Annotated in this window: 15 protein-coding genes and 1 pseudogene; 7 read left to right on the forward strand and 9 right to left on the reverse strand. The window is 70.3% G+C overall.

The window, feature by feature from the left end; all coding sequences use genetic code 11:
• Positions 1-106 precede the first annotated feature (106 nt).
• The gene (locus tag AB0C75_RS29285) at positions 107-325 is read right to left on the reverse strand and encodes an MbtH family protein (RefSeq protein WP_362894746.1); all 219 of its coding nucleotides are present in this window, start codon (positions 323-325) and stop codon (positions 107-109) included.
• Positions 326-437: 112 nt separating this feature from the next.
• Positions 438-1,145: an MBL fold metallo-hydrolase gene (locus tag AB0C75_RS29290; protein WP_362894747.1), complete on the reverse strand. Its 708-nt coding sequence runs from the start codon at positions 1,143-1,145 to the stop codon at positions 438-440.
• A gap of 104 nt (positions 1,146-1,249) precedes the next feature.
• Here AB0C75_RS29290 and AB0C75_RS29295 point away from each other — a divergent pair, with 104 nt between their 5' ends.
• On the forward strand, positions 1,250-1,795 hold the full coding sequence (locus AB0C75_RS29295; RefSeq protein WP_362894748.1) for a WHG domain-containing protein: 546 nt from the start codon (positions 1,250-1,252) through the stop codon (positions 1,793-1,795).
• A 54-nt stretch (positions 1,796-1,849) separates the two neighbouring features.
• Here the strand turns inward: AB0C75_RS29295 and AB0C75_RS29300 are convergent.
• From AB0C75_RS29300 to AB0C75_RS29315, 4 genes and pseudogenes are all read right to left on the reverse strand, one after another.
• Positions 1,850-2,587: pseudogene (locus AB0C75_RS29300) on the reverse strand (SDR family NAD(P)-dependent oxidoreductase); the annotation flags it as partial.
• Positions 2,588-2,617: 30 nt separating this feature from the next.
• A complete protein-coding gene (locus AB0C75_RS29305; protein WP_362894749.1) occupies positions 2,618-3,184 on the reverse strand; it encodes a GNAT family protein in 567 nt (188 codons plus the stop codon).
• A 91-nt stretch (positions 3,185-3,275) separates the two neighbouring features.
• The gene (locus AB0C75_RS29310; RefSeq protein WP_362894750.1) at positions 3,276-4,196 is read right to left on the reverse strand and encodes an AEC family transporter; all 921 of its coding nucleotides are present in this window, start codon (positions 4,194-4,196) and stop codon (positions 3,276-3,278) included.
• A 90-nt stretch (positions 4,197-4,286) separates the two neighbouring features.
• On the reverse strand, positions 4,287-5,084 hold the full coding sequence (locus AB0C75_RS29315; protein ID WP_362894751.1) for a helix-turn-helix transcriptional regulator: 798 nt from the start codon (positions 5,082-5,084) through the stop codon (positions 4,287-4,289).
• 85 nt (positions 5,085-5,169) lie between these two features.
• Here AB0C75_RS29315 and AB0C75_RS29320 point away from each other — a divergent pair, with 85 nt between their 5' ends.
• Positions 5,170-6,018 (forward strand): sulfite exporter TauE/SafE family protein, encoded by an 849-nt coding sequence (locus AB0C75_RS29320; protein ID WP_362894752.1) that lies wholly within the window; start codon positions 5,170-5,172, stop codon positions 6,016-6,018.
• On the opposite strand, the gene AB0C75_RS29325 is transcribed toward AB0C75_RS29320, so the two are convergent.
• The gene (locus AB0C75_RS29325; RefSeq protein WP_362894753.1) at positions 5,999-7,069 is read right to left on the reverse strand and encodes a LacI family DNA-binding transcriptional regulator; all 1,071 of its coding nucleotides are present in this window, start codon (positions 7,067-7,069) and stop codon (positions 5,999-6,001) included. The genes AB0C75_RS29320 and AB0C75_RS29325 overlap by 20 nt on opposite strands.
• A 271-nt stretch (positions 7,070-7,340) precedes the next feature.
• On the opposite strand from AB0C75_RS29325, the gene AB0C75_RS29330 reads away from it, so the two are divergent.
• The 4 genes from AB0C75_RS29330 to AB0C75_RS29345 all read left to right on the forward strand — a co-directional run bounded on the left by AB0C75_RS29330 (position 7,341) and on the right by AB0C75_RS29345 (position 12,485).
• Positions 7,341-8,711: an extracellular solute-binding protein gene (locus AB0C75_RS29330; protein ID WP_362894754.1), complete on the forward strand. Its 1,371-nt coding sequence runs from the start codon at positions 7,341-7,343 to the stop codon at positions 8,709-8,711.
• 22 nt (positions 8,712-8,733) lie between these two features.
• Complete coding sequence (locus AB0C75_RS29335; protein WP_362894755.1) at positions 8,734-9,666, forward strand: sugar ABC transporter permease; 933 nt, start codon at positions 8,734-8,736, stop codon at positions 9,664-9,666.
• 3 nt (positions 9,667-9,669) lie between these two features.
• Positions 9,670-10,569, forward strand: coding sequence for a carbohydrate ABC transporter permease (locus AB0C75_RS29340; protein ID WP_362894756.1), 900 nt, complete (start codon positions 9,670-9,672; stop codon positions 10,567-10,569).
• Between the two features lie 89 nt (positions 10,570-10,658).
• Positions 10,659-12,485, forward strand: a complete 1,827-nt coding sequence (locus AB0C75_RS29345) for a sugar-binding domain-containing protein (protein WP_362894757.1) — start codon at positions 10,659-10,661, stop codon at positions 12,483-12,485.
• Between the two features lie 64 nt (positions 12,486-12,549).
• On the opposite strand, the gene AB0C75_RS29350 is transcribed toward AB0C75_RS29345, so the two are convergent.
• Positions 12,550-13,101 (reverse strand): YciI family protein, encoded by a 552-nt coding sequence (locus AB0C75_RS29350; protein ID WP_362894758.1) that lies wholly within the window; start codon positions 13,099-13,101, stop codon positions 12,550-12,552.
• 107 nt (positions 13,102-13,208) lie between these two features.
• Between AB0C75_RS29350 and AB0C75_RS29355 the strand changes: the two genes are divergently transcribed.
• The gene (locus tag AB0C75_RS29355) at positions 13,209-13,997 is read left to right on the forward strand and encodes a hypothetical protein (RefSeq protein WP_362894759.1); all 789 of its coding nucleotides are present in this window, start codon (positions 13,209-13,211) and stop codon (positions 13,995-13,997) included.
• 93 nt (positions 13,998-14,090) lie between these two features.
• Here the strand turns inward: AB0C75_RS29355 and AB0C75_RS29360 are convergent, their stop codons facing one another.
• Complete coding sequence (locus tag AB0C75_RS29360; RefSeq protein ID WP_362894760.1) at positions 14,091-17,099, reverse strand: family 16 glycoside hydrolase; 3,009 nt, start codon at positions 17,097-17,099, stop codon at positions 14,091-14,093.
• Positions 17,100-17,222: the final 123 nt, after the last annotated feature.

The following is a 17,222-nucleotide window of genomic DNA, read 5'->3' on the forward strand; positions in this document are numbered from 1 at the left end:
TATGATATTTAGTTTTTTTGGTTATCTTAATTCGCATTTTGCGTAAGGCGTTCGTCCCGGTTCGGGACGAACGCCTTCGCGCGTCGGGCGCCTCCAAGGGACCCTCTTACGCGGAGCCGGGCGCCATGCTCCGTATCAGGCTCTTGGGCCGCAGGTCGGTCCAGTTCTGCTCCACGTGGTCGAGGCAGGCCGGGCGGGTGTCCTCCTGGTGGGCCACGGTCCAGCCGCCGGGCACCTCGGCGAAGGCAGGCCACAGGGAGTGCTGTCCCTCGTCGTTGACGAGCACCAGATAGGTGCCGTTCTCGTCCTCGAAGGGGTTGGTCACCGGTACTCCTAGCACTTGAGTAAGGCACTTAGGTAAGGCTAACTTCACTTGTCGATGCCACCTTACCCAGTTCGCCGGCGCCTGACGCTCCCGCCCCGCAAGCCCCGCCCCCTCAGCCCTTCCTGACCGCCTCGCCCACCTGCGCCGGCGAGACCCGCCAGGGGGCGCCGTGCCCCGGCAGCACCCAGGACGCCGACAGCCGGGCGATCCGGTCGAGAGAGTCGAGCGCCTCGGCCGGGTCATCCGTGAAGGGGGCCGGCTGCGGTCCGGTGCGCCCGGTGAGAACGTGCCGCGTGGTGAGGGCGTCACCGACGAAGACCGCGTCGGCGAGGGGGACATGGACCGCCACACTCCCCGGGGAGTGACCGGGCATGCCCACGATCTCGGGCTTGCCCGGCAGGTCCAGGACGTCGCCGTCGCCGAACTCGGTCACCGCTCCGACGTAACGCGTGCGCAGGCCGTTCTTGCGGAGCGAGTACCCGAAGAATCCGAGCGCCGCGGCCAGGCGCATGGGGCCGACCGCGACCTTGGGCTTGTCGCCCGTGCGGGCGCGGTCGGCGTCGGCCGCGTGCACGAACACCGGGACGCCGTGCTCGCTCCGCAGACGCTCGGCGAAGCCGATGTGGTCCGAGTCGCCGTGGGTCAGCACGAGTCCACGGATGTCATCGGCGGACTTGCCCAGGGATTCGAGCTCCTGCTGCAGGTCCCGCCAGTGACCGGGCAGCCCCGCGTCGACGAGCGTGATGCCGTCGGGGGTGTCGATGAGGTAGCACGCCACCAGATCGTTGCCGAGGCGGTGCAGGTGGGGTGCGATTTTCATGAGGTCTCCCGAAAGTCAGGGCAGCGAACACGAACAGGAACGTGATGGCTAAGCTACTTAGCTATGATGGCTATCGTCAATAGCCATGAGCGGAAGGATGGACCATGCCGACCCCTGAGAAGACCTCGTTCAGCGCAATCGTCACCGCGGGCCGTGACCTGCTGGAGGCGAGCGGCCAGCAGGGACTGACGATGCAGGGGGTCGCCGAGCGGGTGGGCGTGAGAGCCCCGTCGCTGTACAAGCATGTGGCCGGTCGCGCGGCCCTGCTCACCGCCGTGGCCGAGGCCACCGTCGACGACCTGGCCTCCCGACTGGAGACGACCGACGGCTCACTCGAAGAACTGATGCGCCGCTACCGGCAGTTCGCCGGAATCCGGCCCGAGGGGTTCCGGCTGATGCACTCCACACACGTACCGCCCCGCTCCCTGACCCGCGCGGCCGGCCCGGTGCTGCGGGCGGCCAGAGAACTCGCGGGCGAGCGGGACGCGCTCGATGCCGCGCGCCTGCTGACGGCGTGGGCCACCGGCTTCATCGAGATGGAGCTCAACGGCGCCTTCCGGCTCGGGGGCGATGTGGCCGGCGCCTTCGAGTACGGCCTGCGCGGCATCCGCCGGGCCCTCACGGACGAGGAGCGGCCCCCGGCGGCCTGACCCCCGCTTTCGCCGACGCCACGGCCGCCCCTTCCGCCCGGCGCACCGCGCCCCTCAGCGAAGCAGCTCCTCGGACCGCTCCCAGAGGCCGCGGGCGAGGCCGGCGTCCAGCGCGAGCGGGTTGAGCCCCTTGCCCGGCACGCGCTTCGCGTAGAACTCGCCGGAGACCCAGTCGACACCTGGCTCACCTTCGGCGAGCCGGACGAGCTGATCCGCACCCTTCTCCGGGGTGGTGAGCAGCAGGGAGCGCGAGAGCCGGTTGGTGGTGATGAATCTCATCAGACGACTGGTGGTCTCCGCGCCGAAGTTGGTCGCGACGTTGCCCGGATAGAAGACGGCGGCGGAGACTCCGCGCGCGTGGTACCGGCGGTGCAGTTCCTTCGTGAACAGTACGTTCTCGAGCTTGGCCGCGTTGTAGGCCCGGACGGCGTCGTACTTCTTGTCGTTGTCGAGGTCGTCGAGATCGAGCGCGCGCACCATGCCGCCGTGCAGGGTGGTCGTCCGGACGACCGCCGCCCGGGAATCGACGATCCTGTCCATGAGGAGGCTCGTGAGAAGGAACGGCGCCAGGTGGTTGATCTGGAAGGTCTTCTCGAATCCGTCGACGGTCTTGGCCCGGTCGCCGAAGACACCTCCGGCGTTGTTGGCGAGCACATCGATGCGGGGGTACCTGGCGGCCAGTTCGGCGGCGAGCCGCCGGACGTCGTCCAGGCGCGTGAAGTCGGCCACGAAGCTGTCCGCGCCGACCGAATCCGCGACCGCCTTCGCCTTCTGCGGCGACCGGCCGACGACAGCGACCGCGTAACGGCGTGACGCCGGAGATCACCTGAGCGTTGGACGCGGGTGCGCTGCCCAGTGTTCGTCGGCGGTGATCCCGAGCAGTACGAGGTCGTGGTAGGCGCCGGCGAAGAACTCGTGCTGGCGAAGCCGTCCCTCCTCGACGAAGCCCAGACCGCGGTAGAGGGCGAGGGAGGCGTCGTTGAAGGCGTGGACCTCCACCTCGCACTTGTTGAAGCGCTGCTCGGCGAACATGTACGTGAGGACGAGCCGGTTCGCCTCGGCCGCGTATCCCCTGCGTCGGTGGCCGCGGGCGATCTCGACACCCGTCCTGAACCGCCCCGCGCGGCTGTCGGTCTCCCCGACCGTCACCGACCCCGCGAACGCCTGGTCGGCCAGCACCTCGACCACCAGGCGGAACGCCTCACCTCCCGGCGGGCGTCCGGCACGCTCGGCGGTCCAGGAACGGAAACCCTCGGCGGAACGCGGGGGTTCGACCTGGCCTGCGTCGCGGGCGTCGAAGGTGTTCCGGGTCAGGTCGCGAAAGCCTTCCCAGTCCTCGGGCTCGACGCCTCGCAGGCGTACGTTCTTCCCCGTCCATAGGTCGCTCATGGGCCTGCCACTTCGGTGTCGGTGCGGGCGCCCGGCCGTCCCGCGTGTCGAGTGGTACACCCTAGCGACGGGCTGGGCGGCCTGGGCACGGTCACCCGAGGAGAGCGGCGACGGCGATCAGTGCCGGGACCGAGACCGCGGTGGACAGCAGGATGGACTCCCGGGCGAGCTGTTCGGCGACCCGGTACTGCGAGGCGTAGGTGTAGAGGTTCTGGGCGGCGGGCAGCGCCGAGACCACGACGACGTCCAGCAGAGCCGCACCGTGCAGATGGAAGACGCCGACGCCCAGGCTCCAGGCGATCAGCGGCTGGGCGGTCGTCTTCAGGGCCGCGGACAGGACTATGGCGCCCCGGTTGTCCCCACGGGCCGGCATTCCGCTGCCGCGCAGGGAGATCCCGAAGGCCAGCAGGACCGCGGGGACGGACATGTTGCCGATGAGGGTGAGCGGTTCGAGGGCCGGGGACGGGACGGTCCATCCGGTGGCGGCCACGACGACGCCTGACAAGGAGCCGACAGCGATCGGATTGCGCAGCGGGGTGGTCAGGCGCTGCCACAGGGGACGGGGCTCGCCCGGCCGGCTCAGGTCGAGGACGGTCAGCGCGAGCGGGGTGACGACGATCTGCTGGAAGAGCAGGACGGGAGCGACGAGGGAGGCGTCGCCCAGCACATAGACGGCGATGGGGATTCCGAGATTGCCGGCGTTGACATAGCTGGAGCACAGAGCGCCGACGGTGATCTTTCCCGCACCCCAGCCGCGTACCAGCCCCACGGTGACGAAGAGGGCGGCCGCGCAGACCGTCGCGGCCGCGGTGACGAGCAGCCGCTGGGAGAAGACCACCGAGAGGTCAGCGCCCGCCAGCGTGGTGAAGAGCAGTGCGGGAGTCGCCACGTTGAAGGCGAGCCGGGTCAGGACCGTCCGGCCGTCGTCCCCCAGGTGTCCGCGGCGCCCGAGGACGTAGCCGATGCCTATGACGACGGCGATCACCGCGAAGCCGGTGAGTACTCCCTGCATGAACGTCCTTGCCGAAGCCGGGAGCCGCCGTCCTGCCCGCGGCTCCTCGAAGCCCGCCCGCCGATGTGTTGACCAGGGCTTAGCTTAAGGTCACCGCGTCGACCGGCTGTTGCCGCCTCTGCCCGCAGGGCCGGCGGCGAAGCGGGACGGCGGCGTGCCGAAGGCGCGTGTGAAGGCCGCGGTGAACGCTGCGGGAGAGGCGTAGCCGAGGCGGCCACCGACCTCGCTGACGGACGCGGTGCGCAGGAGTGGCACGGCCGCGAGCAGACGGGCACGGGCCCGCCAGACGGCCGGGCTGTCGCCGGTCTCCGTACGGAAGCGCCGGGTGAAGGCCCGCTCGCTCATATGCGTCCCGGCGGCCCAGGCGGCGTTGGTGACACCTGCGTCGGGGGCGGCCAGGTAGGCGCGGCAGAGCCTCGCGAGATCGGCGGATGCGGGGATCCCCACATGGAACGGCAGAGGGGCTCGCTCGGAGATCTCATGCAGGAGGAGCGCGGCGATGGTTCCCTCGCGTCCCGAGAGGCTGTAGTCGGGCTCGAAGTCCACGGCGGCCAGGAGCAGTTCCCGCAGCAGTGGCGGGACGTCGACCACCGTGCAGCGGGCGGGCCACCAGGGGACGGCATCCGGCTCGATGTACAGGCTTCGGGTGCTCACCCCCAGCATCCGGACCCGGTGACGGGTGACCGCCGGGATGAGCACGGCACGCTCGGGTGGGACGGTCCAGGCCCCGTCGGCGGTGTCCACGACCATGACGCCCGTGGCTCCGTGCAGGAACTGCGCTCGCCGGTGCTCGTGCCAGTCCAGCATGTGACCTGGCGGATAGTCGGTGCCGATCGGCAGGACGACCCGGTCCACCTGGTCGACCTCGGTCAGCGGGACGTTCTTCACTGCTTCACCGTACCGGCCGGGACGCGAAAGAAGTGTGCCGACCATCGCATGCCGGACGCCGGGCCGAGCTGGTGGGGTGGGGGCCATGGACGTGATGACGCTGATCGGGGTCGGGCTCCTCACCGGGGTGACGACCGTGCTGTTCGGGTTCGGCGGCGGATTCGTCGCTGTGCCGGTCGTGGTGTGGGCGGATGCCGCGCTCGGCGGGGACGCGATGCGGGTCGCGACGGCCACATCGGCCCTGGTGATGGTGGTGAACGCGGGGTTCGCCACAGCCGTCACACCGCGACGGGTGCTCGTCGCGCTCCGGGGCAGCCGTGCACTGCTGCTCCTGCTGGCGGCCGGCGCCTCGGCCGGTGCGCTCGCCACACGTCTCGCTCCGGCCGGCCAGGTCCGCTGGGCGTTCGTCGCCTACGTCGCCCTCACCGTCGCCGACCTGCTCCTGCGCCCCGGCTTCCTGCGCGCGTCCGGGCCGGACGGGTCGGGCAGGTCGGACGGGCCGGGCGGGTCGGACTGCTCGGACGGGTCGGTCTCGGACGCGCCACGCCCGCTGCCCGCCGTGCTCGGCGCACCGGTCGGCGCCGTCGCCGCGTTCCTCGGCGTGGGAGGCAGCGTCATGACCGTCCCCGCGATGCGGCGCGCCGGGCACCCCATGCGCACGGCGACCGCGCTGGCCAACCCCCTGACCCTCGCCATCGCGCTGCCGGCCACCGCGGTGTCCCTGGGCACCGCCGCGGTCCCTGCCGCCACGGACGCGCACGTACACCTGGCGGGACTCGTCGACGTCCGGGCCGCCTCGGCGCTGCTCCTCGGAGCGCTGCCGGTGATCGCGATACTGCGACGCCGCCCGCCGCGCATTCCCGACCGCGCCCACGCATGGGCCTACATCGGGCTGCTCACCGTCGTGACCGTGGCTATGCTGCGCCCGGCCTAGGGCCCCCGGGTCCCTCCGTGCTCTCGCGCAGGACGAGCCGGTGTGCCACCACACGGTCCTGGGGTGCCTGGACCCCGGGCTCCCCTGGGCCCGCGCCCTGCGCCGTCCGCGCGGCTTCCTCGATCCGGTGGTTCAGGAGCTGGACGGCGACCCTGGCCACCGCCGCCTTGTCGGGCGCCACGGTGCTCAGTGTCGGCACGCTGAACCGGCCGCCCTCCACATCGTCGAAGCCGATCACCGCCACCTCCTCGGGCACACGGAGGCCGTGTTCGTGCAAAGCGCGCAACGCCCCGAGGGCCAGCTGGTCGTTGAGACACAGCAGACCGTCGGGCCGTGGGCCGGTCCGCAGGGCCAGGGCCACCGCACGGGCGCCCTCGGGCATCCTGAACCCGTCCACCGGCAGCAGTGCCTCCGGGTGGTGGGCGAGGCCCGCCTCGGACAGGGCGGCGAGATAGCCACGCGTACGGGCCTCTGCGGTCCCGAGACCGGGCGCCTCGCGTCCGCCGACCGCGAGGATGTTCCGGCGCCCGAGGCCGATCAGATGCTCGGTGGCCCGGCGCGCGGCCTTCTCGTTGTCGATGGCCACATGGTCGGCGCCCTCCTCGAGAAGCTCTCCGAGGAGCACGGTCGGCGGGGCGCCCGCCCGCTCCCGTACGTCGTCCGCGGTGAGGGCGAGCGGGCTGAGGATGATCCCGTCGACGAAGTCGGATCCGAAGCCGGCGAGGGCGGCCAGCTCGTGCTCACGGTCCGCGCCGCTCTGGTGGATCAGCACCGTGAGCGAGAGCTGCTCGGCCTCGCGGATCACATGCCGGGCGAGCTCCGCGAAGTACGGGACGTCCAGCTCGGGGACCACGAGCGCGATGATGCCGGTGCGGCCCTTGCGCAGATGACGGCCGGCCAGGTTCACCCGGTACCCGAGGTGCTCTATGGCATCGCGGACCACACGCCGGGTCCGGTCGGAGACATGGACGTAGTCGTTGATCACGTTGGACACGGTCTTCTCCGACACCCCGGCGTGCCGTGCGACGTCCTTGATCCTGGGCCGTGCCACGGCCGCCCTCCCTGCCATCGATCGCTGCCGAGTCTATGTCCCGGCCGCCCGGGGGACGTCGGGGGCGTCCGGAGGCGACACGAGGCGCACCCCGGGGTGTCGAACACCCGTACCGTCCGAACTCTTTACAGCCAATGTACATCGATGTAAAAACATGTCACCGCACTGTTTCAGCCAGTGCCGCCACCCACTTGCCCCGTGCGGTGGACCCGCTCATGCCTGCGGTCCACCGCCGCTCCGGCATGAGCGTCCGGCCGTCGAAAGGTCCGCGATGAGTTCTTCGTCCCCCGCCCACGAGGCGCCGGCCGTGCCCGGCCCGGGCCCGGCACCCGGGATCGGCCGTCGCCGCTTCCTGCGTTACGGAACCGCCGGCGCGGGCGCGGTGCTCGCCATGGGCCCCCTGGCCGGGTGCTCCTCACCGGCCTCCGCGTCCGACGCCTCGGCACTGAGCGTCTGGGACCTGTTCCAGGGCGGTGACGGCATGCTGATGGACGACATGATCAAGGCCGTCTCCAAGGGTCCCGACGGCTTCGAGATCGATCGAACGATCCTGGACTGGGGGCCGTCGTACTACACCAAGCTCGCGATGTCGGCCGCGGGCGGGCGGGCCTCCGACGTGGCGGTCCTGCATCTGTCCCGGCTGGCCGGCTACGCCCCCGGCGGGCTGCTGGACCCCTTCGACCTGGATGTGCTCGCCGAGTTCGGTGTGACCGAGAAGGACTTCACCCCGGCCGTCTGGTCGCGTACGAAGCACCAGGGGGGCGTCTATGCCATCCCCATGGACGTCCATCCCTTCATCGTCTTCTACGACCGCGACGCCGCCGCGAAGGCCGGGCTCCTCGACCCGAAGGGCGAACTCGCCCCGATGGGTTCGCCGAAGGCCCTCCTGGAGGCGGGCAAGTCCCTGGCAGATGTGACCGGTGAGTCCGGCATCCTCTTCGGCCATGTCACCGACACCGCCCAGAGCTGGCGGCAGTTCGCCGCGCTCTACGCGCAGACCGGTGCCGCCTTCACGCTGCCGGACGGCGGTACGGCCGAGATCGACACCGACGCCGCGGTGCAGGTCGTGTCGTTCATGCAGCAGCTCTTCGACGGCCGTACCAATCCCAACAACCTCGACTACAACAGCGCGCTGGCGGGATTCGTCGGCGGCCGGGGTGGGATGGCCATGCTCGGCGAGTGGGAGCTGCCCACGCTCCGGAAGTCCGGCATCCCGCTGGGCGCCGCTCCCTTCCCCCAGGTGTTCGGCCACCCCGGCGTCTACACCGACTCCCACAGCTTCGTCCTCCCGCACCAGGACAACCCCGACCCGGCACGCCGGCGGGAGGCGCACCGGTATGTCGCGGGAATCCTCAAGCAGAGCCTGACCTGGGCGAGCGCCGGGCACATCCCCGCCTACCAGCCGGTGCTCGCCGAGCCGGAGTATGCCGAGCTGAAGCCGCAGTCCTCCTACGCCGACGCCGGGAAGGTGGCGGTCCTCGATCCGCCGAACTGGTTCGCCGGCGCGGCCTCGAACTTCCAGAACCGCATGTGCCAGCCGCTCCAGTCGGCGTTGCTGGGCAACACCTCCGCCGAGAAGGCGGTACGCCAGATGGTCCGTGAGGCGAACACGCTGCTGCGGCAGCCCAACCCGGTGGCCTGACCGAGCAGAAGGAGTTATCGACGTGACCACCACCACGCCCGTCGGCGCCCCCGCGCCCACCGGCGAACCGCCACTCGCCGCGGCTCCCCCGCGGCGCTCCCGCCGGCGCGGCCCTGGCATGCTCTTCGTCCTGCCCTTCGCGGTGCCCTTCGTGCTCTTCCTGGTGTGGCCCGTGGTCCAGGGCCTCTGGATGAGTTTCACCGACAGTTCGCTCGCACTGCGCGCCACGTCGTTCGTCGGGTTCGACAACTACGCGGAGGCGTTCGGCGACCCGGACGTCTGGAGCAGCCTCGGCAACACCGTCTTCTTCACCGCGGTCTCCAGCATCCCGCTGGTGCTGATCGCCCTGGTCATGGCACTCCTGGTGCACAGCGGACTGGCGGGCCAGTGGGTGTGGCGGCTTTCCTTCTTCGTGCCCTACCTGCTGCCCGTGACCGTCGTGACCCTCATCTGGACCTGGCTCTACCAGCCGGACGTCGGCTTCGCCAACGAACTGCTCGGAGCGCTCGGCCTCGGCCCCGTCGGCTGGCTGTCCGACGAGTCCGTCGCGATGTGGTCGGTGGCCGCGCTCACGGTCTGGTGGACGGTCGGCTTCAACTTCCTGCTGTACCTCGCCGCTCTGCAGTCCCTGCCGACGACGTACGACGAGGCCGCGGCCCTCGACGGCGCCGGTGCCTGGCGGCGGCTGTGGTCGGTCACCCTCCCGCAGCTGCGCAGGACCACCGTCCTGGTCGCCATGCTCCAGGTACTCGCGTCGCTGAAGGTGTTCGACCAGATCTACATCCTCACCAAGGGCGGCCCGAACGGCTCGACCCGCCCCCTCCTCGAGTACGTCTACGACGTCGGGTTCACCGGCTACCGGCTGGGCTACGCCTCCGCGGTCTCCTACGTCTTCTTCGCGCTCGTCATCGTCGTCTCGCTCGCGCAGTTCCGTCTCTTCCGCCAGGAGGACTGACCGATGTCCACCACCGCAACGACCCTGCGGGCTCGGCGCCGCCCACCCAGGGACCGGGCCGGATCCCCCCTGCTCCTTGGCCACGGCCGGCTGCCGCGCATCATCGCCGGCAGTGCGATCACCGTGCTGGCGGCCGTCTGGCTGCTGCCGCTCCTGTGGGCGGTGGCCACCTCCTTCCAGAGCGAGCAGGACGTCTCCAAGCCGGGCCTCTCCCCCTTCAAGGGCGCCTTCACGCTGTCCGCCTACGAGCAGATCCTCGAACGCGGCAACGTGCTCCTCTGGGCCGCCAACAGTTTCCTGGTCGCCGGGGTGGTCACGCTGATCACCGTCGCGATCTCCACGCTGGCCGCCTACGGCTTCTCGCGCGGGACCTTCCGCGGCCGCCGTGTCCTGCTCGCCGTGACCATCGCGGCGGTCATGGTCCCGCCGCAGCTGCTCATCGTGCCCCTGTTCGAGCAGATGCTGATGTTCAACCTGGTGGACACCTACGCGGCGGTGATCCTGCCCCAGGTGGTGGCACCCATGATGGTGTTCATCCTGAAGCGGTTCTTCGACGGGATACCCCGGGAACTGGAGGACGCGGCCCGGCTCGACGGCGCGTCCGAGGTGCGTGTCTTCCGGTCGGTCGTGCTGCCGCTGTCCCGGCCGATCGTGGCCGCCGTCTCGATCTTCGTGTTCATCGGTGCCTGGAACAACTTCCTGTGGCCCTTCATCGTCACCAACGATCCGGACCTGATGACGCTCCCGGTGGGCCTCGCCACCGTCAAGGACGCCTTCGGTGTCCAGTACGCCCAGGCCATGGCATCGGCGCTGCTGGCAGCGCTGCCGCTGGTCGTGGTGTTCCTGCTCTTCCAGCGCCGCATCGTCAGCTCGGTGGCCACCACCGGCCTCGGCGGCTCATGACCTTCCCCTCTCCTCCTTCCTCCATTCCCTCCCCCGTACCACCACGGGGCCGCCGTACACCGCCGGCCCGACGACCCACTGGAGCACGCGTGCCCATCCACTCCGTACCGCGCCCCGAGTACCCGCGACCGCAGTTCGCGCGCCGCGACTGGCTCAATCTCAACGGCCTCTGGCAGTTCGAGACCGACCGGGGGGACAGCGGTCTCGAGCGGGGCCTCCTCACCCGTGAGCTGGACAGCGAGATCCTCGTCCCCTTCCCGCCCGAGTCCGAGCTGTCCGGCATCGGCGACACCGACTTCCTGGAGGCCGTCTGGTACCGGCGGGCCCTGTCGTTGCCCGCCGAGTGGGCGGGGCGCCGGGTCCTGCTGCACTTCGGGGCCGTCGACCACGACACGACCGTCTGGGCGGACGGCACCGAGGTCGCACGCCATCGCGGCGGCTTCACCCCGTTCACGGCCGATCTCGGAGACATCGCGGGATCCGGGCGGGACGTGGTGATCACCGTCAGGGCCCGCGACACCCGCTGGGGCCCGCAGGCCCGTGGCAAGCAGGCGACCAGGTACGCCAACCACGACTGCAACTACACCCGGGTGACCGGCATCTGGCAGACCGTCTGGCTGGAGCCCGTCCACGCGGTGCATCTGAGGCGCCCCCGGATCACCCCCGACCTGGCGGGTTCCGCCTTCCACCTGGAACTCCCGCTGTCCGGCGGCGGTCTGCCGGGCCACCGGGTGCGTGCCGTCCTGAGCGACGGGGACGGAGAGGTGAGCCGCGCCGAGGCCCGCGCCGACCTCGACCTCGCGCCCCGTCTGCACCTCCCGGTCCCGGCGGACAGGCGGCGCGAATGGGGCCCCGACGACCCGCATCTGTACGGCCTCAGGCTCGAACTCACCGACGAGCGGGGCGAGGTGCTCGACTCGGTGGAGAGCTACGCCGGGCTGCGCGCCGTCGGGCTGCGGGGCAAGGCGGTCACGCTCAACGGGCGCCCGCTCTTCCAGCGGCTGGTGCTCGACCAGGGCTGGTACCCGGACGGGCTGATGACCGCGCCCACGGACGAGGCCCTGGTACGCGACATCGAGCTCGCGATGGAGGCGGGCTTCAACGGGGCGCGGCTCCACCAGAAGGTCTTCGAAGAGCGCTTCCTGTACCACGCGGACCGGCTCGGTTACCTGGTCTGGGGCGAGTTCGGGGACTGGGGCTGCGAGACGGGCGGCTCGTCGGGGAACAACCAGCAGCCCGACTCCTCCTATGTCAGCCAGTGGCTCGAAGCCGTGGAACGCGACTACTCGCACCCCTCGATCGTCGGCTGGTGCCCGCTGAACGAGACGTACCAGAAGCTGCACGACCGCATCACCGGGCTCGACGACGTCACCCGGGCCATGTTCCTGGCCACCAAGGCCCTGGACACCACACGGCCGGTGATCGACGCGTCCGGCTACGCGCACCGGGTGGCGGAGACCGACATCTACGACGCCCACAACTACGAGCAGGATCCGGAGACCTTCCGGCAGCTGATGTCCGGCCTGGCCAAGGGCGAGCCGTTCGTCAACACCTACGAGAACGGGGCGGCCTACTCCCAGCCCTACCGTGGGCAGCCGTACTTCGTCAGCGAGTTCGGCGGCATCTGGTGGAACCCGGAGGCCGCGGCCGAACTCTCCGGCGAGGACCGCACCGCCTCCTGGGGCTACGGCGAGCGGATACGCGACGAGGAGGAGTTCCACACCCGCTTCAGCGGCCTCACCGGAGTGCTGCTCCAGGATCCCGCGATGTTCGGCTACTGCTACACGCAGCTGACCGACGTCTTCCAGGAGGAGAACGGCATCTACCGCTTCGACCGCAGCACGAAGCTCGACGTGGCACGCGTCCGCGCCGCCCAGTCACGCCCCGCCGCCATCGAGGAGCAGGGCGACCGCTAGGGCGTGTTTCGAAAGTAGCGCGCCCCAGGGCGGAGGAGGGCGGGCCCGCGGCCGTGACCCCGTGTCAGGAGTCCCGTCCTCCGAACTGCCAGTTGTGCACCTCGACGGCCGCGTACCGTTCCGGGGTCAGGACGGCGCGTGCCGCGTCCGGGTCCGGCGCCCGGACGAGCGCCGCCGTGCCCAGCCAGGTGTCACCGTCGTCGGACAGCAGCGGCCCGTAGGCGATCAGCTCGTCCCGGCCGGGCGGCACCGCGAGGTCCGCGGCCTTTCCGGCACCGAGCCCGATCACCAGGTACCGGTTGCCGCCGTCCGGCCCGCCGGGGTAGTCCCACATCGTGCGTCCCAGCATGTTGCGCCAGCGTCGCAGCAGCACGTCCCGGTAGATGCCGGCCTGGTGGTTCGGTTCGTCGAAGGCGAACGCGCGGGCAGCCGCGGGGCCGGGCAGGTCGACGATGTGCACGCTTCCCGTGGGTGTGTCGCCGTCGTCGGCGAGTGTCGGGCCCCGGGCGATCATCTCCTTGGCGTACCGGTCCATGTAGGACCAGTGCTCTTCCAGCAGCTCTTCGCGCAGCGCCGCGGAGCCGGGCCGGTCATGGTGGTAGCAGAGGAACTCCATGCCCCGATGATCTCCTGCGGGAGGTGCCCGGGTCGAGGCTGCGCCACAAGGAGCAGGCCCCGTCATCGGTGCGGCGACGCCGCCGCGGCACACCGCACACTCGAACTATGGTGAAGCACCGGACCACGGACGACGAGGGGGACGCCATCGACACCGCCGAGACGGGCCGGCACCCGCTGGACGCCGCCAGCGTCCTGAACGCGAGGAACACCCTCCTCGAACTCCTCGGCCGCGCGGGAGTGTTCCGGGGCGAGGCCGAAGAACTGATCGCGCTCGTGGAGGCCGGCGCGGTCGCCGACGCGCGCGGCGAGGCCGGCAAGGCGGCTGGTGCCCCTGCCGGGCACGGCGAGCTGTACGGCACCGGCTGGCACGACGGTGCCCGGGCCGTCGGCGAGGAAATCGCCCGCGTCGCCGAGCGCGCCATCGAGCGTGCCATCGGTCCCGCTGTGTCCGGCTCGGCGGGAGGCGGCGCACAAGGCCGTCACCCCGTGGGGAAGGTGGACGTGGAGCGTGCGAAGGTCGCCGTGACCCCGCTCCACCTCGCGTTCAGCACCACCTCGGATCTCGACCCCGAGGTGTCGGACGAGGTCCTCACCGCGGTACTCGGCACGATGAGTGTGGTGGGACGGGTCGGGTACGCCGGACAGCTGGAGCGGTTCACCGAGGCCCACCGGCAGCGGCTGGGCCGGTTGTACGCGCGGTACGGACCGGGCAGCCACATCGCCGTCCACGGCCGCTACTCCCTCCTCCACTCCCCCACGAGCATCGCCGTACTCGAACGCCTCACCGGCTCACCGGCGGCGCTCCGGGCGGAATGGGAGCACGCGGAGCTCCCGCCCGCGTGGCTGGAAGGGCTCGCGACCGCCTGGGGCGCGTCGGGTGCCCCGGCCGGCTGACGCGGGGCACCCGCGTGGTCCGCGGGTGCCCCGCTGCCCGATCCGAACGGAAGGCGCTGGTGCCGTGACCGGCAATGTCTGCCGGGAGGGGCACTAACTCAGCGGTTCGATACGGATGTCACGGAACCGCACCTTGTTCCCGTGGTCCTGGAGACGGATCGCTCCGGCCGAGGGCCCCTCCGGCGCACCCGCACCGGTCGGTCCGTCGATCGCGACGTCGTCGTGGACCTTCTTGCCGTTCCACACCACCGTGACGCGCGCGTCGGCGGTCTTGCTGCCGCTCGCGTCGAAACGCGCCGCGCGGAAGGTGATGTCGTACTTCTGCCATGTCTCCGGGGCGGTGGCCGCGTTGACGTCGGGTGCCCTCTTCTCGTAGATGGCACCGGCCTCGTTCGTGTCGAGGGTGGTGTCGCCGTACGAATCGAGGATCTGCAGCTCGTACCGGTCCTGGAGATAGATCCCGCTGTTGCCCCGGTCCTGGCCTGTCACGTCGTCAGGCAACTGCGGCACCCGGAACTCCAGGCTCAGTCTGAAGTCCTGGTAGGCGTCCTTGCTGCGGATGTCGCCGCAGCACACCTCCATGGACCGCTCGGCGGCCCGCGGCCATTCGACGGTCCGGCCGTCCGTGTGCTGCCACTGCGCCTGGGAGGCGGTGGTGCCGTCGAAGAGGGCGACGGGAGCGCCGTGGGGGCGCACGGTGATCAGGTCGAGGTTGACATGACCGGTGTCACCTGGGTCGAAGCGGTACGAGACGGTGTTCGGCCCCGCGTGGAGGCGGACCCGCTCGGTCTGCGTCGACCATGTGTCCCAGGTGCCGGTGGAGGCGAGTTTCGTCTGTCTCACCTTCTTCCCGTTGACGTAGAGGGAGAGGGACTTGGTGCCCTGGAAGGGGTCGGGGCCGTTGGAGTAGCGCAGGTTCACGTCGTAGTCGCCGACCTTGGGCGCTGTCACGTCGAAGGTCGTGGCGGCCTCGTCCTCGGTGGCGTAGCGGTCGACGAACCCGCTGCCCGAGTATCCGGTGTGGTCGGTGTGGATGCCTGCCGTGCCGGTGAGCCGTGCCTCCTCGGCCTCGTACAGCGTGGCCGGCGGCGGCTGCTTGCCCGGCAGGGCGTTGAGCGTGTACCAGGCCTCCGTGCTCCACAGGGTCTCGCCTGACTCGGAGGCGAAGGGGCGCGGTGAGCGGAGGTGTACGACGCGGTCGGGCTTCAGCCCGTCGAGACGCAGCCGCACCGTGCGGCTGTCCTTGGAGAGGGTCGCCGAGCTCACGGCGAGCTCCTCCTCGGCGATCTTCGGGCCGCCGTAGTCGGAGGTGGGCGTGTAGCGCCACTGCTCAGCCTGGTAGCGGGACGTCAGCTCCGCCGCGGTGTCCTCGGACAGGGGCTGGGTGTATTCCAGGTCGAAGCCGCCGGGAACGGCACGCATCTCCTTGATGTCGAAGGTGTTGCCCCCGTTCGGCGTGAGTTTCTGCAGGCCGAACTTGAGCTTCCCTTCCTGGCCCCAGTTGCCGTCGGCTCCGAGCCCGCCCGCGTAGACGGCGCCGTCGGGCCCCATCGTGATGCGGTTGACGCCGGCTTCGAGTCCCTGCGTGTAGCGGAACACGGCGCCCTGGTACTGGCCCTTCACCTTCTCCAGGTAACCGCGCTGGAGCCCGCCGTAGGTGACGTCGCCGAACAGCATCTGGCCGGCGAAGCGGCCCTTCGTGAGATACAGCGGCGTACTGGGAGAGTTGGCGATCTCGTTCTGCGGCAGCCAGAGCACCGGCGCGGTGACGGGCTTGTTGTCGAACTTGCCCGTCGGCTGGGTGTAGTGGTTGAAGAAGCGGTCCTGCTTGATCTGGACGAGCTTCGACGCGGGCAGCCATCCGCCCTGGTTGTCCATGGCGAAGAGGGACTTGCCGGGGCCCCAGCCGATGCCGTTCGGGGTCCGCAGACCGCCGGCGATCGCATGGATCTTCCCCGTCTTCTTGCTGATCCTGTACGTCGTGCCGCGGCCCTGAACCGGCTGGGGCGTGGTGGTCGCACCGCCGTAGTTGATGGCGACGGACAGGTTCACGTAGAAGTAGCCGTCACGGTAGAGCAGGCCGAACGCGAACTCGTGGAAGTTCCCGCCGTACGGCCAGGTGGCAACCGTGCGGTACTCGTCGGTGACGAAGTCCTTGTCGGTGTCGACGAGTTGTGTCAGTTCGTGCTTCTGCGAGACGTACAGCGAGCCGTCGACGTACTTGATGCCCATCGGCTCGCGCAGTCCGTCGGCGACCTTCTTCACCGTCACCTTGTCGCGGCTGGTGTCACCGGTGACGTGGTCGAGGAGGTACACTTCGCCGGTCACGTTGTCCGTGCCACCCCAGGTGGAGAGTGCCAGGCGGCCGTCGGGCAGCCAGTCCATCCCGGTGACCTGCGGCTCGAAACCGTCCGGGCGCAGATCGGTGAGGTCGAGGTCGGGGCGCACATCGGTGAGCGGCAGACCGTCGCCGGGGCTGTCCGCCCCCGATTCGCACTCCTTGCGGCCCGGCGCGGTGACCCGGACGACGCCGGCGTCGGTGCTCAGGGACTCGCTCGGAATGACGCCGAAGTCTGTCGCGTCCGGCGGCTTCCACGCGAGGGTCAGCTGCTGCTCGCCACCGCCCTCGAAGTAGTCGACGCGGAACGGGTGCGACCCCTCGGTGAGTTGGGCGGTTCCGTCCTTGGGCTCGGTGCCGTGCAGACCGTCGTGGTCGATGACCTCCCGGTCGTCGATGGTCAGCCGGGAGCCGTCGTCGCTGTTGAGCCGGAAGGAGTACGTCCCGTCGGCCGGGACGACCAGGTAGCCGGACACCTCCGCCACGAAGTTGTCGCTGTAACCGCCGAAGTCGTCGACCGTGGACCAGTCCACGGTGGGCATCAGTTTGTCATGGTTGGGCGTCTGCCCCGGCTTGAGCGTGCACAACTTGCTGAGTGGCACCTGGGTGTCGAAGACGCGCAGGGTGACACCGGGTTCCTGGGGCGGGATGTCGTCGGGCGCGGCGACGGCCGGGTGGCCGGCCCAGACACCTCCCGCGAGGAAGGCGCCGACGAGCAGGGTGGTGAGCCGTCTTCGGGCACGTGACAACAGCCGTGGATGCATCGGTCCTCCAGCAGGGGGTGGCACTCCGGTCGGGCTGTACTGATCCGCGCATGAGCACTGGGCCTACGGTGGCGCCGCCACGCTAGGGGACTTCTGCCGGGGAAGTCCATACTTTGTCATCTA

This window comes from Streptomyces sp. NPDC048565 (genome assembly GCF_040650935.1).
Lineage (GTDB): Bacteria > Actinomycetota > Actinomycetes > Streptomycetales > Streptomycetaceae > Streptomyces.